This window comes from Bosea sp. F3-2, assembly GCF_008253865.1.
Classification (GTDB): Bacteria; Pseudomonadota; Alphaproteobacteria; order Rhizobiales; family Beijerinckiaceae; genus Allobosea.
In genome coordinates, this window is record NZ_CP042331.1 from 4,433,510 (window position 1) to 4,455,234 (window position 21,725).

The window sequence follows — 21,725 nt, forward strand, 5'->3', positions numbered from 1 at the left end:
TGTTTGGGCATCGGATTTCTCCGAAAAGTGGATTCCACTTTTCGGTCCGATGCTCTAGCGGCACAGTTTCATTTCAGCCGCCTCGCGGCTTCACAGGCAGGATGCGTCGATGTTCATCGCCATGAATCGCTTCAAGGTCGTCAAGGGCGAGGAGGCCGCTTTCGAGACCGTCTGGTCCTCGCGCAAGAGCCGGCTTGACGAGATGCCGGGCTTCATTGCCTTCCACCTGCTCAAGGGGCCGGAGAAGGAGGATCACACGCTCTACTCCTCGCACACGAGCTGGGCCTCGAAGGATGATTTCGTCGCCTGGACGAAGTCGGAGCAGTTCCGCGAGTCGCATCGCAATGCCGGTCAGCCGCGGCCGAAGCCGATCTATCTCGGTCATCCCGAGTTCGAGGGGTTCGAGACGGTGCTGAGCGAGACCAACCCGCACCTTCCCCGCCAGGCGGCCGAGTAAGGCCGCAGCGATGACAACTGTCGACGTCGCGACCCGCGACTCCATCGAGCACGCACGCGCGCTGCTCGCTGCCAAGCCGGATGGTCTCATCGAGGCCGTGGCACGCGAAGCCAATGTCTCGACGCGCACGGTGCTGGAGCTCCTGCCGGCCGAGCAACGCCTCTTCGTGGCGCCCGAACGCTTCGAGGAGATCTGGAAGGAGCTCGCGACCTGGGGCACGGTACTCTTCCTGATGCACACTCCCGACATCGTGCTGGAATGCGAAGGAGCGCTGCCGGTCGGCAGCTTTGGCCATGGCTATTACAACATCCATGGCGACAGCCCCATCGGCGGCCACATCAAGGCCGAGAACTGCCGTGCGATCTATCTCGTGGACCGCGCTACGGCGCAGGGTCGGCGTGCCTGTTCGGTCCAGTTCTTCAACGGTGCCGGTGAGGTGATGTTCAAGATCTTCGTGCGGCGCGATGCCGCGCGCCAACTCCTGCCGGATCAGCTGGCTCAGTTCGAGGGGCTGAAGACCAAATTCGCCTGAGCCGCAAAAAAGGCGACATGGTGCGGTTGATGCGCCATGTCTCCGGGGCTATGGCCCCTCAACGGCTGGCGATGACTGAGATTTACCGATCATTAATCATAGGGGTGCAGCCTTCGCGGCAGAAGGTCGGTCGCCCGTGACCGGATCGCACGGCGATTCCGCCTCCGTCAGGGATACGCGCGCGGCCGGCGATCGACTGCCCGATGATCCGGTCGTGGATGTCGATATGACAGCACATGTCGCTTTGGAACGGGCGCATATTCCGCCACGCCGGCCTGCGCTGATGCTCGCCGCCGGGCGCCGCTTCGTCGCCGCGCGAGCGCCGGTTCTGCGTTCCAGCTTCGGCTCGGCGATCCTGCTCGGCTTGCGCTTCGTGCAGGCCCGGCTGATCTCGGTCTGGGGGCTGCTGGTTGCCGCCATCCTCTGTCCGCCTTTCGTCTTTGCCGCCTTCGCCGTGTTCTCGGCGCTGGTCAATTTCGTTTCGATCGCCGCACTGCTGCGGCTGGAAGTCGTCTTCTTCCAGAGCGCGGACCCTGCCCGTCTCGGGCGCGCCTTCCGGCTTGCCGCGGCCGCCGGTCTGGCGTTCTGCGGCATGGCCGCGATCCTACTGGTCGGGCTGGTGCTGTCCGGCTGGGTTGCGCCAGCCATTGCCTTGCTGTTCCTCGGCTCGCTGTCGGCGCGCGCGGTGCTGAGGTTGCTCTGGACCGAGGCGACCGCCGAGGGCGATTTCCGCGCGATCGGCAACAGCAACGTCGTCCAGGCCATCGCGCAACCCGCGATCATGTTGATCCTGATCGGCATCTTCGGGCCGAAAGCGCTCGCCCTGTTCATGGCGGATACGCTGGGCCATGTCCTCGCGGCGCTCTACCTGCTGCGACGGCGCTGGCGCGCGATCGCGCCGCTCATCGAGCCGCAGCTGTGGTCGTGGCGGAGCCTGTTTGTCGCGGCCTATCATTGGCGAAGCGTCCCGCTGACATTGCTGCCGAGCGCGCTTCTGGCCTATGGCTTCGCGATCGCACCCGTGCTGGCGCTGCCTTACGCCGCCAATACGGCGCTCGCCGCGCAAGTCGCATTATCGATGCGCTTGCTCGACATGCCGACGCAGATGTTCGGCACGGTGTCGGCGCCCATCGCGCTGAACCGGTTGCGTGCCTATGCGGGGCCGCGCCGACGTTTCGTGGCACGGGTGATGGCGCTGGGCCTGATCGGTGCTGCGGCGATGCTGTTCGGCGCGATCGCCGTGGTCGCGACTCTGGTCGAGCCGCTGTTCGAGGGAACCAATTGGGACAGCCTCGGCCGGGTTCTGGCGCTTCTCGCGCCGTTCTACGCCGGCATTGCGGTGCTGACGCCACTCCAGGACATGGCGACGCTGTCGCGCCAGCCAGCTTGGCAAGTGCTCATCAATGCACTGGCACTGGTCGCGATCATTGCGGCGATGATCTGGTTCAGGGCGTTGTCGCCGGAGCTTCTGCAGGTGATCGGCCTGATCTCGATCCTGCGTGCGCTGGTTCATACGGGCTTCATCTGGCTGCACCTCGGGGATGCTGAGACCGCGCCCGCTATAGCATCGGACCGAAAAGTGGAATCCACTTTTCGGAACAATCCGATGCGATAATAAAGAGATAGATCACCGCTATCGCGTCCGATCGGACGCGCGGCGATCTCGCGGCTCCGTCGTCGGTGGCCCGGCGCGCTGAGCCGACGACAGCTCAGTCACTCCCGACGGATCAGCCTGTCGGCGATCAGCGACGAAATCACACCCGGCTTGAACTCGCGCTCGAGCCGCTCCGGATCATAGACGGTCTCGACCCAATCGAGGAATGCGATCCCCTTGGCCTCGCCCTCGCGGCGATAGGCCTCGAAGAACGCGTCCAGAATTCCGGTCTTGGCGAAGCGGAAATGGCCATAGCGCAGCGAGAGCTGGCGCATGGCCTCTGCAAGCGGACGCTTTTCGTGGATCAGGAGATAGAGCGCCGAGAAGAAGCCGGCCCGGTCGGCGCCCGACTTGCAGTGCACCAGCACGGGTTCCTCGAGGCTCTCGAAGAAGCCTTTCGCATTGAGGATTGTGTCGCGGTCGGGAGCGCCGCGCGAGCGCAGGATGAAATCGATCAGAGCAATGCCGTGGCGCTCGCAGGCTTCCTTCTGCAAGGGCCAGGAGCCGTGCTCGCGCCCGCCCCGCAGATTGACGATGGTCCTGATGCCCCGGCGGGCAAAGCTGGCGATCTGATGCGGTGCGGGCTGGGCCGAGCGCCAGAGCCGCGGCGTCACCCGATGCGTGTTGAGATAGGCCAGGCGGAAGATGCCGTGGTCGACGAGCAGCATGTTGGTCCAGGCGCGCAGGCGCTGGCCGCGGCTCTCTATCGGCCGGTCCCAGCGTGCGATGCGTGCCATGCGACGGGCGTAACGCTCTTCATCGGAGCGCAGCCGGGTCAGCATGGAAGGGCCTTGGTCGATTTCATGCAGCGCCCGATACCAGCCGGACTCCCGCAGCGCAAATCATTGGGCAACCGAAAACCAAGGAAGGGGTTGGACTTTTTGCTCCAAACTTGCATAAGGCCCGGCGAAATTTCGTAATTGACAGGTTCCCCATGCGCATCGACGCCATCTCCATCGGCAAGAATCCGCCCGACGAAGTCAACGTCCTGATCGAAGTGGCGATCGGCGGCGAGCCGATCAAGTACGAGATGGACAAGGATGCCGGCACGCTCTTCGTCGACCGCTTCCTCTATACGCCGATGCGCTATCCGGGGAATTACGGCTTCATTCCGCATACGCTCTCGGAAGACGGCGACCCCTGCGATGTCCTCGTCGCCAATACGCGCCCGCTGGTGCCGGGCTCCTACATCGCGGTTCGGCCGATCGGCGTGATGCTGATGGAGGACGAGGGCGGCGGCGACGAGAAGATCATCGCCGTGCCCGTGCCGAAGCTGACCAAGCGCTACGAGAACGTGCACAACTACACCGATCTGCCGCAGATCACGCTCGATCAGATCCAGCACTTCTTCGAGCACTACAAGGATCTCGAACCCGGCAAGTGGGTGAAGCTCAAGGGCTGGGGCGACGCCGTCGAGGCCAAGAAGCTGATCGTCGAGGCCATGGAGCGTGCCAAGGCCGCGAAGAAGGGCTGATCCCGGCCCACGGTACAGATGTTCAGGGGGCCGCGCCTGGCGCGGCCCCGTTTTCGTTTCAGGCTGCGATCGCTGCCGCCAGCGCGACCGTCCGGCGTGCCATCTCGGCATGGAGAAGCTCGACCATGCGGCCGTCGAGCTGGATCGCGCCCTTGCCGGCATTCTCCGGCAGGTCGAAGGCGGCGATGATGGCGCGGGCCCGTGCCAGCTCCGCCTCGTCGGGGGCGAAAACCGCGTTGGCGACGCCGACCTGCGAGGGATGGATCAGCGTCTTGCCGTCGAAGCCGAGATCGCGCCCCTGCTCGCATTCGGCGTAGAATCCGGCCTCGTCCTTGATGTCGTTATAGACCCCGTCGAGAATGTCGATGCCGTGGGCGCGGGCCGCCAGGATCGCCTGCGTCAGCCAGGGCAGCATCGGCGCGCGGCCGGGCACGAAGCGGGCCCGCGTCTCCTTGGCGAGATCGTTGGTGCCCATGACGAAGCAAGCGAGTCGCGTGGCGGGATCGCGAGCGGTGCGTGCGACGCGCTCGACATCGAGGATGGCGAGGGGGGTCTCGATCATCGCCCAGATCGCGATGGCGGGATCGGCCCACAGGCCGGTCATTTGCCCGCCGATCTCGTGCAGGGTCTCCGGTGCAGAGACCTTCGGGATCAGGATCGCATGCGGCTTCGCCTCTGTGGCGGCCGCCAGATCATCTGTGAACCAAGGTGTGCCGACGCCGTTGACCCGGATAACCAACTCGCGCCGGCCGTAGCCGCCCGCCTTCACGGCGGCGCAGACCTGCTCGCGTGCAGTGGTCTTGGCATCGGGTGCGACGGCATCCTCAAGATCGAGAATCAGCACGTCGGCTGCGATCTCGCGGGCTTTTTCAAGCGCACGCGCATTCGAGCCTGGCATATAGAGGGCGCTGCGGCGGGGGCGGATCGTGGTCATCGTCTCTCCTGACTCGGCCAGCTTGTGCTGCGTTGCACAATAGACCAACGCAGGCGCAATGCCAGCGCTGTGGAAGGCGGAGGAGGCGAACATGGCATGGCTGGCCGGGGTCGATGGCTGCAAGGCGGGCTGGATTGCCGCCATGGCTTCTGCCGATGGACGGGCCGCGCCGCTCATCCGGGTGATGCCGCGCTTCGCCGATCTGTTCGCCGGCGAGATCGTGCCCGAGATCGTCGCAGTCGACATGCCAATCGGCTTGCCGGACCGGGTGAAGGGCTCCGGACGCGGGCCGGAACAGGCGGTGCGCGCCTTGCTGGGCGACAGGCAATCCTCCGTCTTCGCGATTCCCGCGCGTTGCGCCGTCGAGGCCGGCGATTACGAGCAGGCCTGCGCGCTGGCGCTCGCCCATTCCGAGCCGCCGCGGAAGGTGTCGAAACAAGGCTTCCATCTCTTCCCGAAGATCCGGGAGATCGACGCCCTGCTGCGGGCTGAGCCATCGATGCGCGAGCACGTTTTCGAGGTTCATCCCGAACTGGCCTTCCGGACGATGAAAGGCGAGCCGCTCACGCACCCGAAGAAGATCAAGGGCGTCGTCAATCCGCTGGGCATGGCTGAACGGCAGGGCTTGCTGCGGGCAGCGGGGATCGCGCCGGAAGCCGTCTCGGCGAGGCTGCCGCGGGGCGCAGCCGGCGATGACCTTCTCGACGCGTTGGCGGCACTGGTCGTTGCCCGGCACATTGCCGCCGGGCGCGGGAAGCCCTTCCCCAATCCGCCGGGACGCGATAGCCACGGGCTTCCCATCGCGATCTGGACGTTCGCGTCCGCGACGCCGCCCCACAGGATCGAGCCATGAGCGAACGCCCCGTCACCCGCCCGATGATCGAAGAGGCCGCGTCCCGCATCGCCGGCCATGCCCGCGTCACGCCGGTGATGCGGCTGGGTAGCGGCGCGCTTGGTTCAGAGGGCGATATCTCGCTGAAGCTCGAATGCCTGCAGCATGCGGGCTCGTTCAAGACGCGCGGCGCCTTCAACAATTTGCTGTCGCTACCGGTTCCGGCCGCTGGCGTTTCAGCTGCCTCGGGCGGCAACCACGGCGCGGCCGTCGCCTACGCCGCGATGAAGCGTGGCGTGAAGGCGACGATCTTCGTGCCGGAGATTTCGCCGGCGGCCAAGATCGAGACGATTCGCCGGTTCGGCGCCGAGGTCGTGGTCGGCGGCGCCCAATATGACGATGCGCAGGCGGCCTGCGACCGCTTCGTCGCCGAGACCGGCGCGCTGAAGATCCACCCCTTCGCCGCGAAGGAGACGATGACCGGGCAGGGCACGCTCGGCCGCGAATGGGATCTGCAGGAGCCCGATCTCGATACGGTCCTCGTCGCGGTCGGTGGCGGTGGGCTGATTTCCGGCATCGCGAGCTGGTTCGCCGGCAGCAAGGTCAAGGTCGTCGGTGTCGAGCCCGAGGGTTCGCGCGCCCTGCAAGCGGCCCTCGAAGCCAAGGGGCCGGTCGAGGTCAAGGTCGCGTCGGTTGCCGCCGATTCGCTGGGCGCCCGCAATGTCGGCCAGCTCGTCTACGACGTCTGCAAGGACGCGGTCGACCATGTCGCGCTCGTGCCGGATGCGGCGATCACGGAAGCCCAGGCCACGCTTTGGCGCGATTTCCGCCTCGCAACCGAGCCGGGCGGGGCGGCCGCTTTCGCCGCGCTGATCGGCGGCGCCTACAAGCCGGCCAAGGGCGAGCGGCTCGGCGTGCTGGTCTGCGGTGCCAATGTGGATCTCGGGAAGCTTTCTGCGATCGTAGGCTAGCCGCCGCGTCATTCTCGGGCACCGCGTCACGGTGACCCGAGAATCTCGTGACGAGAAGGGCTCCTCTCCGGCAGGAGATGGTCGGCTCAAGGCCGACCATGACGGGTGCTGCTTTCGTCGGGGCTGGACGATCGCCTTCGTTGCAACGCAAAATCGCACGCAATCAGGAGGCGACATATGTCAGGCCCTATGCCCAAGACCAGCTCCGGCCGTTTCTTCGAGGATTTCCACCTCGGGGACACCATCGTCCACGCGACGCCGCGCTCGGTGACCAAGGGCGACGTCTCGCTCTACACCGCGCTCTACGGGCCGCGCTTCGCGGTGCAGTCGTCGGACGCCTTCGCGAAAGCCATCGGCTATCCGGTGGCGCCGGTCGATGACCTCCTGGTCTTCCATATCGTCTTCGGCAAGACCGTGCCGGATGTCTCGCTCAATGCCGTCGCCAATCTCGGCTATGCTGATGGCCGTTTCCTCAAGCCGGTCTTTCCGGGCGACACGCTCTCGACCACCTCGGAGGTCATCGGGCTGAAGCAGACCTCGTCGGGTGATGCGGGTATCGTCTATGTCCGCTCGATCGGCCGCAACCAGCATGGCGAGGTCGTGCTGAGCTATGTGCGCTGGGTGCTGGTGCGCAAGCGCACGCCCGGCACGCCGGCCCATGCCGAGCAGGTGCCGGAGCTGGCGAAGGCCGTTCAGCCGGGAGTGCTCGACGCAGGCTGCCCGTCGCTCACGCTCGCGGCCTATGACGATGCGCTTGCAGGCTCGCCCTTCCGCTGGAGCGACTATGCCGTCGGCGAGCGGATCGACCATGTCGACGGCATGACCGTCGAGGAGGCCGAGCACCAGCTCGCGACCCGGCTCTACCAGAACACCGCCAGGGTGCATTTCGACGCCTATGCCGCGCAAGGCAGCCGCTTCGGCAAGCGGCTGATCTATGGCGGTCACGTCATCAGCCTGGCCCGGGCGCTCTCCTTCAACGGGCTCGGCAACGCCTTCCACATCGCTGCGATCAATGGCGGGCGTCATGTCGCGCCACTCTTCGCAGGCGACACGGTCTATGCCTGGAGCGAGGTGCTGGCGAGCGCGGAGCTGCCCGGCCGCGGCGATGTCGGTGCGCTCAGGCTCAGGCTGGTCGCGACCAAGAACCGGCCCTGCGGCGACTACCCTCTGAAGCAGGGCGATCAGTACGATCCGAGCGTGATTCTCGATTTCGACTATTGGGCGCTGCTGCCGCGCTAAGCTTTTTGTAACGAAATGACGATTTTCAGAATCTGTAACTTCGTTCTGCGCGTGCCGCATTGCGGCGCCGGAACGGTTTCGTTAGAGAACCAGTCACTCTAGAATGATCCCAAATGGGTCCGCCGCCTTTGAGCGGGCCGCTTGATCGGAGAATGATATTGGCCGAGGTCAAGCCCGCGGCTCGCCCGCTTTCGCCGCACCTTCAGATCTATCGCTGGTCCTGGACGATGGCGATGTCCGTCGCCCATCGCGTCACCGGTACGGGACTCTATCTCGGCACGGTGCTGATCGCCGCCTGGCTGGTCGCCGCCGCTTCCGGCCCCGTCGCCTTCGATACGGCCCAGGCCATCGCCGGCTCCTTCCTCGGCCGCCTCGTGCTCTTCCTCTACAGCTTCTCGCTGATTCACCACATGCTCGGTGGTCTCAGACATTTCGTCTGGGACATGGGCAAGGGCTATGAGCTGCAGACGCGCATGAACCTCGCCAAGTTCACGCTGATCGGCTCCGTGAGCCTGACGGTCCTGATCTGGATCGTCGCGCTGGCCCTGCGCTGAGGAGTTCGTCATGCAGTCCAACTCCTCGATGCGCACCCCGCTCGGCCGTGTCCGCGGCCTGGGCTCTGCCAAGTCCGGCACCGGCCATTTCTGGCTGCAGCGTGTCACCGCCGTCTCGAACCTGATCCTGACGGTGATCTTCATCGGCGTCGTCATCGCGCTGATCGGCAAGCCCTATCCGGCCGCGGTCGCGCTCTTGTCGAACCCTTGCGTCGCGATTCTGATGCTGCTCTTCATCCTCTCGGCCTGTATCCACATGCGGCTCGGCATGCAGGTCATCATCGAGGATTACGTCATCAACGAGGGTCTCAAGATCCTCGCCGTGATGGGCAATACCTTCTTCGCGATCGCTGTCGGCGCGGCCAGCGTCTACGCGGTGCTGAAGCTGTCTTTTGGAGGTTGATCCGATGGCGATCACCAAGTCCCGCCCGGTCCCGGCCTATACCGGCACCGCCTATCCGATCACCGACCACACCTTCGACGTCGTCGTCGTCGGCGCCGGCGGTGCCGGTCTGCGTGCCACCGTCGGCTGCTCGCAGGCCGGCCTGCGTACGGCCTGCATCACCAAGGTGTTCCCGACCCGCTCGCACACCGTCGCGGCCCAGGGCGGCGTCGCTGCCTCGCTCGGCAACATGGGCAAGGACACCTGGCAGTGGCACATGTACGACACCGTGAAGGGGTCGGACTGGCTCGGCGACCAGGACGCGATCGAGTATCTCGTGCGCAACGCGCCGGCCGCTGTCTACGAGCTCGAGCATTGGGGCGTGCCCTTCTCACGCACCGAGGACGGCAAGATCTATCAGCGCCCCTTCGGCGGCATGACCACCGAATTCGGCGAGGGCCCGCCGGCCCAGCGCACTTGCGCCGCCGCCGACCGCACCGGCCACGCCATGCTGCACACGCTCTATGGCCAGGCGCTGCGCTACAACACCGAGTTCTTCATCGAGTTCTTCGCCATCGACCTGATCATGGACGAGGACGGGCATTGCCGCGGCGTGATCGCGCTCAAGCTCGATGACGGCACACTGCACCGCTTCCGCGCCCAGCAGACCATCCTGGCGACCGGCGGCTATGGCCGCGCCTATTTCTCGGCGACCTCGGCCCATACCTGCACCGGCGATGGTGGCGGCATGGTGCTGCGCGCCGGCCTGCCGATGCAGGACATGGAATTCGTGCAGTTCCATCCGACCGGCATCTACGGCTCGGGCTGCCTGATCACGGAAGGCGCGCGCGGCGAAGGCGGCTACCTGACCAATTCCGAGGGCGAGCGCTTCATGGAGCGTTATGCGCCCTCCGCGAAGGACCTCGCCTCGCGCGACGTCGTCTCGCGCTCGATGACGATGGAGATCCGGGCTGGCCGCGGCGTCGGCAAGAACAAGGATCACATCTACCTGCATCTCGACCATCTCGACCCGAAGATCTTGCATGAGCGCCTGCCGGGCATTTCGGAGAGCGCCAAGATCTTCGCCGGCGTCGACGTCACGCGCGAGCCGATCCCGGTGCTGCCGACCGTCCACTACAACATGGGCGGCATCCCGACGAACTATCACGGCGAGGTGCTGACCAAGGTCGGCGGCGATCCGGACACGGTGGTGCCGGGCCTGATGGCGATCGGCGAAGCCGCTTGCGTCTCGGTCCACGGCGCCAACCGCCTCGGCTCCAACTCGCTGATCGACCTCGTCGTCTTCGGGCGCGCGGCCGGCCTGCGCTGCGCCGACACGGTGACGGCGGGCGAGAAGCAGCCGGAATTGCCGAAGAGCTCGTCAGACCTGGCGCTCACCCGCCTCGACAAGTATCGCAACGCCGCGGGCAAGACGCCGACGGCGGAACTCCGCGACCGGATGCAGCGGACGATGCAGAACAACTGCGCCGTCTACCGCGAGGGTGATACGCTGGAAGAGGGCCACAAGCTCATCCACGAGGTCTGGGACGGCATTGCTGACATCGGCACCAAGGATCGCTCGCTGATCTGGAACTCCGATCTCATCGAGACGCTGGAATTCGACAACCTGATCACCCAGGCGGTCGTCACCATGGACTCGGCGCTGAACCGTCCGGAAAGCCGCGGCGCGCATGCCCGCGAGGATTATCCGAATCGCGATGACAAGGACTGGATGAAGCACACCCTGGCCTGGATCGACGACGAGAAGCGCACGGTCACGCTCGATGACCGGCCGGTGCACACTTACACGATGTCCAACGACATCGAGTACATCAAGCCCAAGGCGCGGGTGTACTGAGGACGATCCGATGGCCGAATTCAATCTCCCGAAGAACTCCCGCCTGACCGAGGGCAAGGCCTGGCCGAAGCCGGCCAACGCCAAGACCATCACCGAGTTCAAGATCTATCGCTGGAACCCGGATGACACCGCCAATCCGCGCACCGACACTTATTATGTCGACCGCGACGATTGCGGGCCGATGGTTCTCGATGCGCTGATCTGGATCAAGAACAAGGTCGACCCGACCCTGACCTTCCGCCGCTCCTGCCGCGAGGGCATCTGCGGTTCCTGCGCCATGAACATGGACGGCAAGAACGGGTTGGCCTGCACCACCGGCATCGACGAGTGCGGTGCCAAGGGCAAGGTCGCGATCTATCCGCTGCCGCATATGCCGGTGGTCAAGGACCTCGTGCCGGACCTCACCCGTTTCTATGCCCAGCACGCCTCGATCGAGCCCTGGCTGAAGACCACGACGCCGGCGCCCGAGAAGGAGTGGCGCCAGGCCAAGGACGATCGCGAAAAGCTCGACGGGCTCTACGAGTGCATCCTCTGCGCCTGCTGCTCGACCTCCTGCCCAAGCTATTGGTGGAACGGCGACCGCTATCTCGGCCCGGCCGCGCTGCTGCAGGCCTATCGCTGGCTGATCGACTCGCGCGACGAGGCGACGGGCGAGCGCCTCGACAATCTCGAGGACCCGTTCCGGCTCTATCGCTGCCACACCATCATGAACTGCGCGAACGCCTGCCCGAAGGGCCTGAATCCGGCCAAGGCGATCGCGGAAGTGAAGAAGATGATGGTGGCGCGCCAAGTTTAGGGCCGCACGGTGCCGGTCAGCTTGCACTAACGCTGCCGTCATCCCGGATCGGCGCCGCTTCGCGGCTTGTCCGGGATGACGTCGTGGGCACGTCATGCTCGGGCTTAACCCGAGCATCTCATGACAAGAAGGCTCCTGTTTCCGAGAAAAGCGCTGGTTTCCGAGATGGCCGGGTCAAGCCCGACCATGACGCGGGGTAGCCCGCCTCAGGCGATGTAGCGCTCCGGCCTGAACGGCTTCGGATCGGCCGGGGGCGTTTCGCCGCAGACCATGGCCGCGATCATCTCGCCGGTGATCGGGCCGGTCGAGAAGCCGATATGCTGGTTGCCGAAGGCGAGCCAGAGGCCGGGGTTGCGCGGCGCCTGCCCGATCATCGGCAATGAATCCGGCAGGGTCGGGCGCGCGCCGCGCCAGGTTTCGCCGATCACGCCGTTGAACGGGAAGGCCTCGCGGGCAGCCGTGGTGACGCTGTCGATCTGGCGGTGGTTGTCGGGCGCGTCGCGGTCGCTCAGATCGACGCCGCTGGTGATGCGGTAGCCCTGCTCCATCGGTGCCATGTAATAGGCCGCATCGACATCGTAGACCGGCCGCGACAGGCGGGCGCCGGCCTGAGCCTCCATATGCCGGTGATAGCCCCGCTCGACATCGAGCCAGGGATCGAGCCCGAGGGGCTTCAGCAGATCGCCGCTCCAGGGGCCGAGCGCGACCACGGCGATGTCGGCATCGAAACTGCCCTTCGCAGTGTTCGCGCGCCAGCCGGCGCCGTGTCGGGCGAGGCCGGTGACCTCGGCCTGCTCGATGCGGCCGCCACGATCGGCGAAGAGCTTGCCATAGGCGGCGGTGACGGCGCCGGGGGAATCGACCGAGCCGACAGAGGGAATCAGGAGCCCGGCCGGGAAGATGGGGTTCAGGCTCGGCTCGACGGCGGAGATGCCCTGCCGGTCGAGCATCCGCGATTCGATGCCGCGGCCCTTCAGGAAATCATGCTCGGCCTTCGCTGCGGCGTGGCCGGCCTCCGTACGCCAGAGCTTGAGCGTGCCGGTCTCGCGCAGGCGGTGTGCGATGCCGGCTTCCGTCATCAGGGCGCGGTGGCGCTCGACCGTGCTGGCGGTGAGCGATTCGAGCGCTGCGATGCGGGCAGCGGCTTGTGACGGGCGGGCCTCCCATAGGAAGCGCAGCAGCCAGCCCGGCCGGGTCAAGGCGCGGCGCCAGCTCATATTGAGCGCCGGATGACGATTGCCGAGATAGCTGGTGATCTTGGGGAAGAGCGAGGGATTGTTGAGCGGCACGATCGAGGAGCGCGCCAGCACCCCGGCATTACCATGGGAGGTCTCGCGGCCGGGCTCGCGACGATCGATGAGGGTGACGGCGATGCCGCGCTTCTGCAGGGCGAGCGCGCAGGAGACGCCGACCATGCCGGCGCCGAGGACGAGAGCTGTGCGGGTCAAGTGCGTTGCAGGCCGGCCGCGGCCGGCTCCTCCAGCCAGTGGTCGAGAAAGGCGTCGAGCCAGAGCCGGACCGCCGGGTCATGCTGGAACCAGCCCGGCAGATGCGTGTGGCCGAGCTGGGCTCCGGGCATCAGCGTGCGCTCATGACCGCGCACCGACCAGCGATACATCATTGCCGGCGTCACTTCGGGGTGGAATTGGATGCCATAGGCCTTCGAACCGGCGCGAATGGCCTGTACGGGGAAATCCCCGCCCGTAGCGAGACATTCGGCACCGGTCGGGCAATCGAAGCCGTCGCGATGCCATTGATAGACCGTGCCCGGCCAGACGAATTGCGCGGCGTCGGCATGGGCGGCGCCGGCTTGGGTAACCGCAAGCGGATAATAGCCGACCTCGGCCCGCCCCTCGCCATGAGTATAGACGCGCGCGCCCATCTGCTTCGCCAGCATTTGCGCGCCGAGGCAGATGCCGAGGAAGGGGGCATCCTCCTTCAGGCAGGTGCCGATCCAGTCGATCTCCGCCTTGATGAAATCTTCGGGATCGTTGGCGCCCATCGGGCCGCCGAAGATCACGGCGCCGGCATGGCCACGCATGGTCTGCGGCAAGGGATCGCCGAAGCGCGGCTTGCGGATGTCGAGCGCATGGCCGCGCGCCTGCAGCAGGCGGCCGACGCGGCCGGAGGTCGAATGCTCCTGATGCAGCACGACGAGCACCGGCTTGGGTGCAGGGCGGCTCGGCCGGGTGGTTAGGGGGGAGCGCGTTCTGCGGGCGGCGCGGAGGGCGAAGGCGTGGTCGTTCATCACGGGCTTCAAGGTCGCTCGTGCACCAGCAGGCGGAAGGAAGGCGCGCGGAGCCATGACAGATCGCCCTTCAGCATGAGGTTCCAGACGGAACGAAGCAAGCAATTTATGCGCCGGAAGCGCTGCAATGCTCCGGCAAGGTTCTTCGATCATGCCGGATCAGGGCAGGCGATGGCGGCGTTCCCGCTTGACCTCAGCCCGCTGATCTGAGATGAGAATGAACGTTCATTCTCATCGTGCCGAGTTCTGATGCCACCTCTGGTTTCCGCATCGCAGTCCGATTCCGCCCTGTCGGAGCGCCATATCCGCATCCTCGATGCGGCCGAGCGCGTCTTCGCGCGGGCCGGGTTCCACGCGGCGACGATGCAGGATGTCGCGGCAGAGGCGGGCATGAGCCCGGGCAATCTCTACCGCTACTTCAGCTCCAAGGACGCGATCATCGCCGGCATGTCCGAGCGGGACCGCAGCCTGATTGCGGAGGATTTCGGCAGCCTTTGTCCCGATAACGGCTCGCTGCTCGACCAGCTCGAGGAGCTCGGCCGCAAGCATCTGGTTCGCCAGCCGCGCGAGAAGGCGGTGATCGCCGTGCAGATCTGGGCCGAGGCCGCGCGCAATCCCGAGATGGCGCGCATGTGTGCCGATATCGAGGGCACCGTCATCGAAGGACTGGCGGCCGCGATCAGCGAGGCCAAGCGCAATGGCGAATTGCCGCCGCGGCTCGACGAGCACCGCTTCCTGCTGGCGGTCTCGATGATGGCCGACGGCTATTTCTGCCGGCGGGCGATGGACCCGAACTTCGACGATGCGGTCGCCGCCGACACGCTTTTCACCGCCATGCGCCAGCTCGCCCAGACCATGCTCCTGCCCGAAACGGAGACGCAGCCGTGATCGTTGCTCTCGCCGGGCCCTCCTCCTTTCTCTCCGGCCTCAAGCCCGCAACAGGATCGCTTCCGATGCCCCTTCGCATGACCGCTCCGCGTCTGGCGGTTGCCCCGCTGGCGCTCGCCGCGGCGCTGCTGGCCGCGCCGCTGCCGCTGGCCGCGCAGACGCCGTCGCAGGCGGCCCCTGCCGCAGCCCCCGCGGCCGGCCCCTCCGTCACCGTGACCAAGGCCGAACAGACCGAGATCGTCCAGAGCGTCGTCGTTTCCGGTTCGATGGTCGCGCGCGACGAGATCCTGGTCGCCCCTGAAGTCGACGGGCTGTCGATCGTCGAGCTTCTGGTGGAAGAAGGCGACAGGGTCGCGCAGGGCCAGGTGCTCGCGCGGCTGAACCGGACGACGCTCGACGTTCAGAAGGTTCAGAACGACGCGCAGATCGCCCGTGCCGAGGCTGCGGTCGCCCAGGCCAATGCTCAGATTGCCGAGGCCGACGCCAATGTGGTCCAGGCCAACAACGCCTTCGACCGCACCAAGGCGCTGCGCGAAACTGGCAATGCCAGCATCGAGACATTCGATCAGCGCGCTGCCGCCGCGCGCTCCGGCCAGGCGCGTGCCAATGCAGCCCGACAGCTGCTGGCGATCGCGACGGCCGATCTCGCACTCGCCCAGGCACAGGGCAAGGACATTGCGGTCAAGCTCGCCCGCACCGAGATCAAGGCGCCGGGCGCCGGCATGGTCAGCCGCCGCACGGCGCGGCTTGGTGCAACGGCTGCAATGGCCGCGGGGGCTGAGCCGCTGTTCCGCATCGTCGCCGATGGTGCGATCGAATTGGAAGCGCAGGTCGCCGAGGTCGAGCTGCCGGGGCTGAAGGTCGGGCAACCGGTTTCGGTCCTGCCAGCCGGAGCCAAGGACGCGCTCGCCGGCACGATCCGGCTGATCGCGCCGGAGGTGGACAAGGCTTCGCGCCTCGGCCGCGTGCGCGTGGCGCTCGACGGCAATCCGCCGGTCGCGATCGGCGCCTTCGCGCGCGGCACCATCGAGACTGGCCGCAAGCGCGCCGTGACTCTGCCGCTTTCGGCCATCACCTATAGCCGCTCGGGCGCAACGGTGCAGACCGTCAGGAATGGCCGGGTCACGACCAAGCCGGTCACGCTTGGTCTTGCGGGTGGCGGTCGTGCCGAGATCACGACCGGACTCTCGGAAGGCGAGACGGTGGTGGCGCGCGCCGGCACCTTCGTGCGCGACGGCGACCTCGTGACTCCGGTCGCGACCAACTGACGGATGCGGGCATGAACGTGAATTTCTCCGCCTGGTCGATCCGCAAGCCGGTTCCGGCAATCCTTCTCTTCGTCGTGCTGTGCGTGCTCGGGCTGCTCGCCTTCTCGAAGCTGCCGGTCACGCGCTTTCCGAACATCGACGTGCCGCTGGTCTCCGTCACCGTGACGCAGTCCGGCGCGGCGCCGGCCGAGCTCGAAAGCCAGGTCAGCAAGCGCGTCGAGGATTCCGTCGCCAACATCACCGGCGTGAAGCACGTGATGTCGACGCTCACCGACGGGCAGTCGCAGACGATCATCGAGTTCCGGCTCGAAACCAACACCGACCGCGCCGTCAACGACGTCAAGGACGCCATTGCCAAGATCAGGGCCGACCTGCCGCGAACGATCGACGAGCCGATCATCCAGCGCATCGATGTCGAGGGGCAGTCGATCCTGACTTATGGCGCGGCTTCTGCCGGCATGACGCTGGAGCAGCTCTCCTGGCATGTCGACGATGTCGTCGCGCGCGAGCTGCAGGGGCTGAAGGGCGTGGGCCGCGTCGAGCGCTATGGCGGCGTCGATCGTGAGATCCGCATCTCGCTCGATCCCGACCGGCTGCTGGCGCTCGGCATCACCGCTGGCGAGGTCAACCGCCAGATTCGCGCCACCAATGTCGATCTGGCCGGTGGTCGCGGCGAGGTCGGCGGGCAGGAACAGGCGATCCGCACGCTGGCGAGCGCGCGCAGCGTCGCGGACCTGGCCGAGACCAAGATCATGCTGACCGGCGGACGCGAGGTGCGCCTGAAGGAACTCGGCCGCGTCGAGGATTCGAATTCGGAGCCGCGCGCTTTCGGCCGGCTGAACAAGAGCCCGGTCGTGACCTTCGCCGTGTTCCGCTCGAAGGGTTCGAGCGAGCTCTCGGTCAAGGATGTCGTGGCGCAGCGCGTGGCCGATCTGAACAAGCGCTTCCCCGACATCAAGATCACGCCGATCGACGACGCCGTCGCCTACACCTACGGCAATTACAAGGCGGCGATGGAAACGCTGCTGGAGGGCGCTGCGCTCGCCGTCATCGTCGTGTTCCTGTTCCTGCGCAACTGGCGCGCGACCTTGATCACGGCGGTTGCCCTGCCGCTCTCCGCCATTCCGACCTTCTGGGCGATGGAGCTGATGGGCTTCTCGCTCAATCTCGTCAGCCTGCTCGGCATCACGCTGGTGACCGGCATCCTGGTCGACGACGCCATCGTCGAGATCGAGAACATCGTCCGGCACATGAAGATGGGCAAATCGCCCTATCGCGCGGCGATGGAAGCGGCCGACGAAATCGGCCTCGCGGTCATCGCGATCACGCTGACCATCGTCGCGATCTTCGCGCCGGTCTCCTTCATGGGCGGCGTTGCCGGCCAGTATTTCCGCCAGTTCGGCCTGACCGTCGCGGTCGCAGTGCTGTTCTCGCTGCTCGTCGCGCGGCTGATCACGCCGATGATGGCGGCCTATCTGATGCGGCCGGTCAACCATGCCGATCCGAAGGACGGGCTGATCATGGGCGCCTATGTCGGCCTGCTGAAAAGCACGCTGAAGAAGCGGCGCATTCCGTTCTTCCCGCGCCTCGACGGTTCGGGGCGCTGGCGCAGCATGCCGTTCAACACGGCCTATGCGACGCTGGTTGTCGGCTTCATGTTCCTGATCGGCTCGATCCAGGCGACGCAATTGCTGCCGACCGGCTTCATCCCGGACGAGGACACCTCCCGCGTCGTCGCCTCGGTCGAGCTGCCGCCCGGCTCGACGCTGGACGACACGCGCGTCACCACGGACAAGCTCGTGGATGCGCTGAAGACCATCCCCGAGGTAACCAATGTCTTCGTGCTGGGTGGCGCCTCGCCAACCGGCCAGCGCGAGGTGCGCCGCGCCGCCGTCTTCATCCTGCTCAAGCCGAAGGCCGAGCGCGACATCGCCCAGAAGGAGCTCAAGGTCACCATCGCCGAGAAGCTCGCCAGCGTGCCGGACGTGCGCGCCTGGTACGTCAACGAGCGCGGCGAGCGCGAGATGGCCTTCTCGATCATGTCGAAGGACGGAGAGGCGCTTGACGCCGCCGTCGCGAAGATCGAGGCGCGGATGCGTCAGGTCGACGGCTATCTCAACGTCGCGACCGCAGGTTCGCTCAGCCGCCCGGAGCTGCGCGTCACGCCGAAGCTGGAGGAGGCCGCCAATCTCGGCGTCACGCCCGAGGCGATCTCGGAGGCGGTGCGCGTCGCCACGATCGGCGATGTCGGCGCCAACCTCGCGAAGTTCAATGCCGGCGACCGGCTGGTGCCGATCCGCGTCCAGCTCGACGAGGCCGCGCGCACCGACATGCGCAACATCGCGGCGTTGCGCGTGACCAATGCGAACGGCGTCTCGATCCCGCTGACCGCGGTGGCCGATATCGGCTTCGGCGAGGGCCCGAGCTCGATTGACCGCTACGACCGTGTCCGCCGGGCTCAGATCGGCGCCGACCTCAAGCGCGGCTTCGAGCTGGGCACGGCACAGGACAGGTTCCACGAGGTCGTCAAGGAAGTCGGCCTGCCGCCCGGCGTCTGGATCGCGGCGACCGGCGACGCGGAAATCCAGGGCGAGGTCGTCCAGGGCTTCGTGACCGCGATGACGACCGGTCTGATGCTGGTGCTGGCGGTGCTGATCCTGCTGTTCGGCTCGGTCTTCCAGCCGATCACCATCCTGCTCTCGCTGCCGCTCTCCTTCGGCGGCGTGGTGATCGCGCTGCTCGCCACGCACAACGCCGTCTCGATGCCGGTCTATATCGGCCTGCTGATGCTGATGGGCATCGTCACCAAGAACGCGATCATGCTGGTCGATTTCGCGGTCGAGGAGGTCGGGCGCGGCAAGGACCGGATGACGGCGCTGATCGAGGCCGGCCGCAAGCGGGCGCGGCCGATCCTGATGACCACCATCGCCATGGCGGCGGGCATGCTGCCTTCGGCCTATGGCGTCGGCGACGGCGGCGAGTTCCGCGCGCCGATGGCGATCGCGGTGATCGGCGGGCTGATCGTCTCGACGGTGCTCTCGCTCGTCTTCGTGCCGTCCTTCTACATGGTGATGGACGATCTCTCGCGGGCGACGGGCTGGCTCTTCGGCCGCTTCTTCGGCAAGGCCGAGGACGAGAGCAGCTGGGAGCCGATCGACGAGCACGCGGCCCCGGCGATCGCGACGGCGGAAGCGATGTCGAAGCCGGCCCGGCCGCGATTGGCGGCGGAGTGAGGCGTCAGGAAGGCTGCGGCTGGAGTTCGAGCGGGAAGGGCGTGCGTTCATAGATGGGGAGGAGGTCGTTCTTGGTCGCGAACTCCTCCTCCCACTCATGCAGGAGGGCGGCGACGGCCGGGCGGTCTCCTGCTGCGACGAGGGCGCCAAGCTTTGAGGCTTTTTCGAAGACAGGACGGGGCCAGGACGTCATGCCGAGGTACCAGTCCTTGATTTGTTCATAAATGGTCGTTGCCTCCTCGAAGCGACCGAGGGCTGCAAATATGTGAATCTGATTGGGTTCGTAGTGATGCAGCCGGCCATTGTATTGAGGGGCACGAAGCTCTCCGCTGACGAGGAACATGTCGTTGATTGTCTGCACGCGACGCAGTAGCGACAGGCCTTGCTGTTCGATCGCAGCGATCGCGGCTTCCGCGAAGCTCGGCTCGGACCATCGCCTCGGCCCTTCCTTGGGTAGCCAAATCTCTTCGAAACCAAAGCCGTAAATCGACCCGAAGGGGTTGAATGCATGCCCGATATGCCAATGGAAATGCGGATAATCCGCGCTGCTGCTTCGCTCGATCGAGACCGCGCGATACACATGATGCAGCGGCTTCATCATGACGATCGAGCCCCTGACAATGATATTGTCATGACGTGAAGCCAGTTGATCGAAAAGCACCTTGATCTGCTTTTTCGTCGTCATCTTCTCGGTCTCACTTCCAGGACGACAATCCGTCGAATTGGGTTGAATCCTAACCTTGCGGCATTGGCCAGAATATCAGCTCGCCGATCAGATAAACCGGCGCGACCGGTCTTCAGATCATAGACACAAAGCGTGCCGTCCTGGCGATATTCGTAGGCGTCCACACGAATCGATCGTGGATATCCATAGGGTACGTCCTCAGGGTCCACTCCCTCAATGCGTTCCTTGAGGAACGAGCGTTCAGCCTTGAAGTACGGGTCGTTCAGATCCCTGACGTAATCCCTGAAACGAGAATGGACGTCCGTTCCGTAGACCGTTCGCGATGGATAGAGATCGGGAGAGCCTGCGGCATTAGCGGCACGGTCGACCAGTTCCCTCACTTCCGGCCAGCGTCGGCAGGCCAGCTCGACTTCCTCATTGCTCAGTCGCCCTGAATAGCTGAGGTCGAGTCTGCCGCTGGTGGAGTCCCCCGGCCGATAATCGCGGGAGTTGAAGCCCATGACGGCCTGCTGGCCGTCGCTGCCGTTCAGCGGCGACTGCCAATTGAACAGGACGGCTCCGCCGGTGGTGATGGTCGAGCGGGTCGAGCGCTTGTGGAACGCCGGCTGGACCGTCGCGTCGGGCTCTGGCCCGGACGGCGTCCAGATCGTGCGGCCGACCAGATCGCCATCCGGGCCGCCGAAGCGGATCGTCTGGACATTGTCGGTCGTCTCGAAACTGACCCTGTCGCCGCCGGGCAGGGTGACGGTCTGGCGTTCGTCGAAGCCGGCGGCGCGCGAGGCGGCGTATTCGGATTGGATCGTGGAGCCGTCGCTGCTGCCGACAATCCGTTCGAAGATCGTGCCGTCGTCACTCCATCCTTCGCTAAGCGAGGACCAGCCGGTCTCTCCGTCGGCGGTTCCGAAGCCCGGAAGATCCGGGTTGCCGGCCGCGGTGCCGCCGCCACCTCCTCCACCGCTGGTCCACTGTCCGCCGCCGGGGCCGCCTGCAGGGACGCGTGGCTGATCGGGATTGTATTTGCGGCGCCAGTGATCGCGCCGGATCAGGCCGAGTTCGTGGCGCAGGCGAAGCAAGCGTAGGCGCAGGGTGCGAAGCTCGCTCCCGCGATCGGAGGAGTGACGGTGGGTTGGCATGGCGGGCTCCAGGAAGGAGCCCTATTGTCCGGCAGCCTTGGTCGCCGGGGATAAATTGGCCACTGCCTGCGGTCTTAGCCCGCCAGAGCCTGCCGCCGCGCCAGCGCGCCTTGATAAGCCTGCGTCAGCTCGTCGAGCACGGAATGCTCCGGCCGGGGGGCGTCGAGATGGAGGAAGCGGAGCTCCTCCATGAAGCGCTCCCAGAGCGCCGCTCCGCCTTCGGCCAGAATCTCGGCCCGGATCGACAATTCCTCTGTCACCGGCAGGAAGCGGCGGCCCCAGTCGCCCATCGCGGCGAAGACGGGGACGAGGGCGATGCCCATCTCAGTCAGGCTGTAGATCGCCTTCTGCTTGTGGCTGGCGTCGTCGCGCCGCGACAGTAATCCGCGCTCAACCAGCCGCTTCAGCCGGTCGGCGAGGATGTTGGAGGCGATGCCTTCGTCGGATTTCGCGAGCAGCTCGCGAAAGTGCCGACGGTTGCCGAACATGATGTCGCGCAGGACGATCAGGCTCCAGCGATCGCCCAGAATCTCCAGCGTCAGATTGATCGGACAGCCCGAACGGCCGGTCTCGCGCATGCTTGTCTC

The 21,725-nt window shown here is 66.0% G+C and carries 21 protein-coding genes; 14 read left to right on the top strand and 7 right to left on the bottom strand.

The window, feature by feature from the left end; translation table 11 throughout:
- Nucleotides 1-109 precede the first annotated feature (109 nt).
- The 3 genes from hmuQ to FQV39_RS20475 all read left to right on the top strand — a co-directional run bounded on the left by hmuQ (nt 110) and on the right by FQV39_RS20475 (nt 2,604).
- On the top strand, nt 110-457 hold the full coding sequence (hmuQ, locus tag FQV39_RS20465; RefSeq protein ID WP_149131967.1) for a heme-degrading protein HmuQ: 348 nt from the start codon (nt 110-112) through the stop codon (nt 455-457).
- Between the two features lie 10 nt (nt 458-467).
- A complete protein-coding gene (gene hutX / locus FQV39_RS20470) occupies nt 468-989 on the top strand; it encodes a heme utilization cystosolic carrier protein HutX (RefSeq protein WP_149131968.1) in 522 nt (173 codons plus the stop codon).
- A gap of 226 nt (nt 990-1,215) precedes the next feature.
- Nucleotides 1,216-2,604 (top strand): hypothetical protein, encoded by a 1,389-nt coding sequence (locus tag FQV39_RS20475; RefSeq protein ID WP_187640000.1) that lies wholly within the window; start codon nt 1,216-1,218, stop codon nt 2,602-2,604.
- A 98-nt stretch (nt 2,605-2,702) separates the two neighbouring features.
- Here FQV39_RS20475 and FQV39_RS20480 read toward each other — a convergent pair whose 3' ends face one another.
- Entirely contained in the window at nt 2,703-3,425 is a 723-nt protein-coding gene (locus FQV39_RS20480; RefSeq protein WP_149131970.1) for a fused DSP-PTPase phosphatase/NAD kinase-like protein, read from the bottom strand.
- Nucleotides 3,426-3,577: 152 nt separating this feature from the next.
- On the opposite strand from FQV39_RS20480, the gene ppa reads away from it, so the two are divergent.
- The gene (ppa, locus tag FQV39_RS20485; protein WP_149131971.1) at nt 3,578-4,117 is read left to right on the top strand and encodes an inorganic diphosphatase; all 540 of its coding nucleotides are present in this window, start codon (nt 3,578-3,580) and stop codon (nt 4,115-4,117) included.
- Between the two features lie 58 nt (nt 4,118-4,175).
- On the opposite strand, the gene FQV39_RS20490 is transcribed toward ppa, so the two are convergent.
- Nucleotides 4,176-5,051, bottom strand: coding sequence for an HpcH/HpaI aldolase/citrate lyase family protein (locus tag FQV39_RS20490; protein WP_149131972.1), 876 nt, complete (start codon nt 5,049-5,051; stop codon nt 4,176-4,178).
- Nucleotides 5,052-5,142: 91 nt separating this feature from the next.
- Between FQV39_RS20490 and FQV39_RS20495 the strand changes: the two genes are divergently transcribed.
- The 7 genes from FQV39_RS20495 to FQV39_RS20525 all read left to right on the top strand — a co-directional run bounded on the left by FQV39_RS20495 (nt 5,143) and on the right by FQV39_RS20525 (nt 11,683).
- A complete protein-coding gene (locus tag FQV39_RS20495; RefSeq protein WP_210251121.1) occupies nt 5,143-5,904 on the top strand; it encodes a DUF429 domain-containing protein in 762 nt (253 codons plus the stop codon).
- Nucleotides 5,901-6,854 carry a threonine/serine dehydratase gene (locus FQV39_RS20500; RefSeq protein ID WP_149131974.1) on the top strand — a complete coding sequence of 318 codons (954 nt, stop codon included), beginning with the start codon at nt 5,901-5,903 and terminating at the stop codon, nt 6,852-6,854. The genes FQV39_RS20495 and FQV39_RS20500 overlap by 4 nt, the downstream gene beginning before the upstream one ends.
- A gap of 189 nt (nt 6,855-7,043) precedes the next feature.
- Nucleotides 7,044-8,093, top strand: a complete 1,050-nt coding sequence (locus FQV39_RS20505) for a MaoC family dehydratase (RefSeq protein ID WP_149133951.1) — start codon at nt 7,044-7,046, stop codon at nt 8,091-8,093.
- Between the two features lie 152 nt (nt 8,094-8,245).
- Nucleotides 8,246-8,647, top strand: a complete 402-nt coding sequence (gene sdhC / locus FQV39_RS20510) for a succinate dehydrogenase, cytochrome b556 subunit (protein ID WP_149131975.1) — start codon at nt 8,246-8,248, stop codon at nt 8,645-8,647.
- Between the two features lie 10 nt (nt 8,648-8,657).
- Nucleotides 8,658-9,050 (top strand): succinate dehydrogenase, hydrophobic membrane anchor protein, encoded by a 393-nt coding sequence (gene sdhD / locus FQV39_RS20515; RefSeq protein ID WP_248313087.1) that lies wholly within the window; start codon nt 8,658-8,660, stop codon nt 9,048-9,050.
- A gap of 4 nt (nt 9,051-9,054) precedes the next feature.
- The gene (gene sdhA / locus FQV39_RS20520) at nt 9,055-10,887 is read left to right on the top strand and encodes a succinate dehydrogenase flavoprotein subunit (RefSeq protein WP_149131976.1); all 1,833 of its coding nucleotides are present in this window, start codon (nt 9,055-9,057) and stop codon (nt 10,885-10,887) included.
- 10 nt (nt 10,888-10,897) lie between these two features.
- A complete protein-coding gene (locus FQV39_RS20525) occupies nt 10,898-11,683 on the top strand; it encodes a succinate dehydrogenase iron-sulfur subunit (RefSeq protein ID WP_149131977.1) in 786 nt (261 codons plus the stop codon).
- 206 nt (nt 11,684-11,889) lie between these two features.
- Here FQV39_RS20525 and FQV39_RS20530 read toward each other — a convergent pair whose 3' ends face one another.
- Both FQV39_RS20530 and FQV39_RS20535 read right to left on the bottom strand, forming a co-directional pair.
- Nucleotides 11,890-13,131, bottom strand: a complete 1,242-nt coding sequence (locus FQV39_RS20530; RefSeq protein WP_248313088.1) for an NAD(P)/FAD-dependent oxidoreductase — start codon at nt 13,129-13,131, stop codon at nt 11,890-11,892.
- Nucleotides 13,128-13,931, bottom strand: a complete 804-nt coding sequence (locus FQV39_RS20535) for a glutamine amidotransferase (protein ID WP_149131978.1) — start codon at nt 13,929-13,931, stop codon at nt 13,128-13,130. Before FQV39_RS20535 ends, FQV39_RS20530 begins: the two co-directional genes overlap by 4 nt.
- A gap of 249 nt (nt 13,932-14,180) precedes the next feature.
- Here FQV39_RS20535 and FQV39_RS33250 point away from each other — a divergent pair, with 249 nt between their 5' ends.
- The 3 genes from FQV39_RS33250 to FQV39_RS20550 all read left to right on the top strand — a co-directional run bounded on the left by FQV39_RS33250 (nt 14,181) and on the right by FQV39_RS20550 (nt 19,320).
- Nucleotides 14,181-14,819, top strand: coding sequence for a TetR/AcrR family transcriptional regulator (locus FQV39_RS33250; protein WP_187640001.1), 639 nt, complete (start codon nt 14,181-14,183; stop codon nt 14,817-14,819).
- 77 nt (nt 14,820-14,896) lie between these two features.
- Entirely contained in the window at nt 14,897-16,087 is a 1,191-nt protein-coding gene (locus FQV39_RS20545) for an efflux RND transporter periplasmic adaptor subunit (protein ID WP_248313089.1), read from the top strand.
- Nucleotides 16,088-16,098: 11 nt separating this feature from the next.
- The gene (locus FQV39_RS20550) at nt 16,099-19,320 is read left to right on the top strand and encodes an efflux RND transporter permease subunit (RefSeq protein WP_149131980.1); all 3,222 of its coding nucleotides are present in this window, start codon (nt 16,099-16,101) and stop codon (nt 19,318-19,320) included.
- A 4-nt stretch (nt 19,321-19,324) separates the two neighbouring features.
- On the opposite strand, the gene FQV39_RS20555 is transcribed toward FQV39_RS20550, so the two are convergent.
- The 3 genes from FQV39_RS20555 to FQV39_RS20565 all read right to left on the bottom strand — a co-directional run bounded on the left by FQV39_RS20555 (nt 19,325) and on the right by FQV39_RS20565 (nt 21,716).
- On the bottom strand, nt 19,325-20,005 hold the full coding sequence (locus FQV39_RS20555; RefSeq protein WP_149131981.1) for a hypothetical protein: 681 nt from the start codon (nt 20,003-20,005) through the stop codon (nt 19,325-19,327).
- The gene (locus tag FQV39_RS20560; protein ID WP_149131982.1) at nt 20,002-21,138 is read right to left on the bottom strand and encodes a hypothetical protein; all 1,137 of its coding nucleotides are present in this window, start codon (nt 21,136-21,138) and stop codon (nt 20,002-20,004) included. Before FQV39_RS20560 ends, FQV39_RS20555 begins: the two co-directional genes overlap by 4 nt.
- Before the next feature lie 74 nt (nt 21,139-21,212).
- Entirely contained in the window at nt 21,213-21,716 is a 504-nt protein-coding gene (locus FQV39_RS20565; protein WP_149131983.1) for a winged helix-turn-helix transcriptional regulator, read from the bottom strand.
- Nucleotides 21,717-21,725 lie beyond the last annotated feature (9 nt).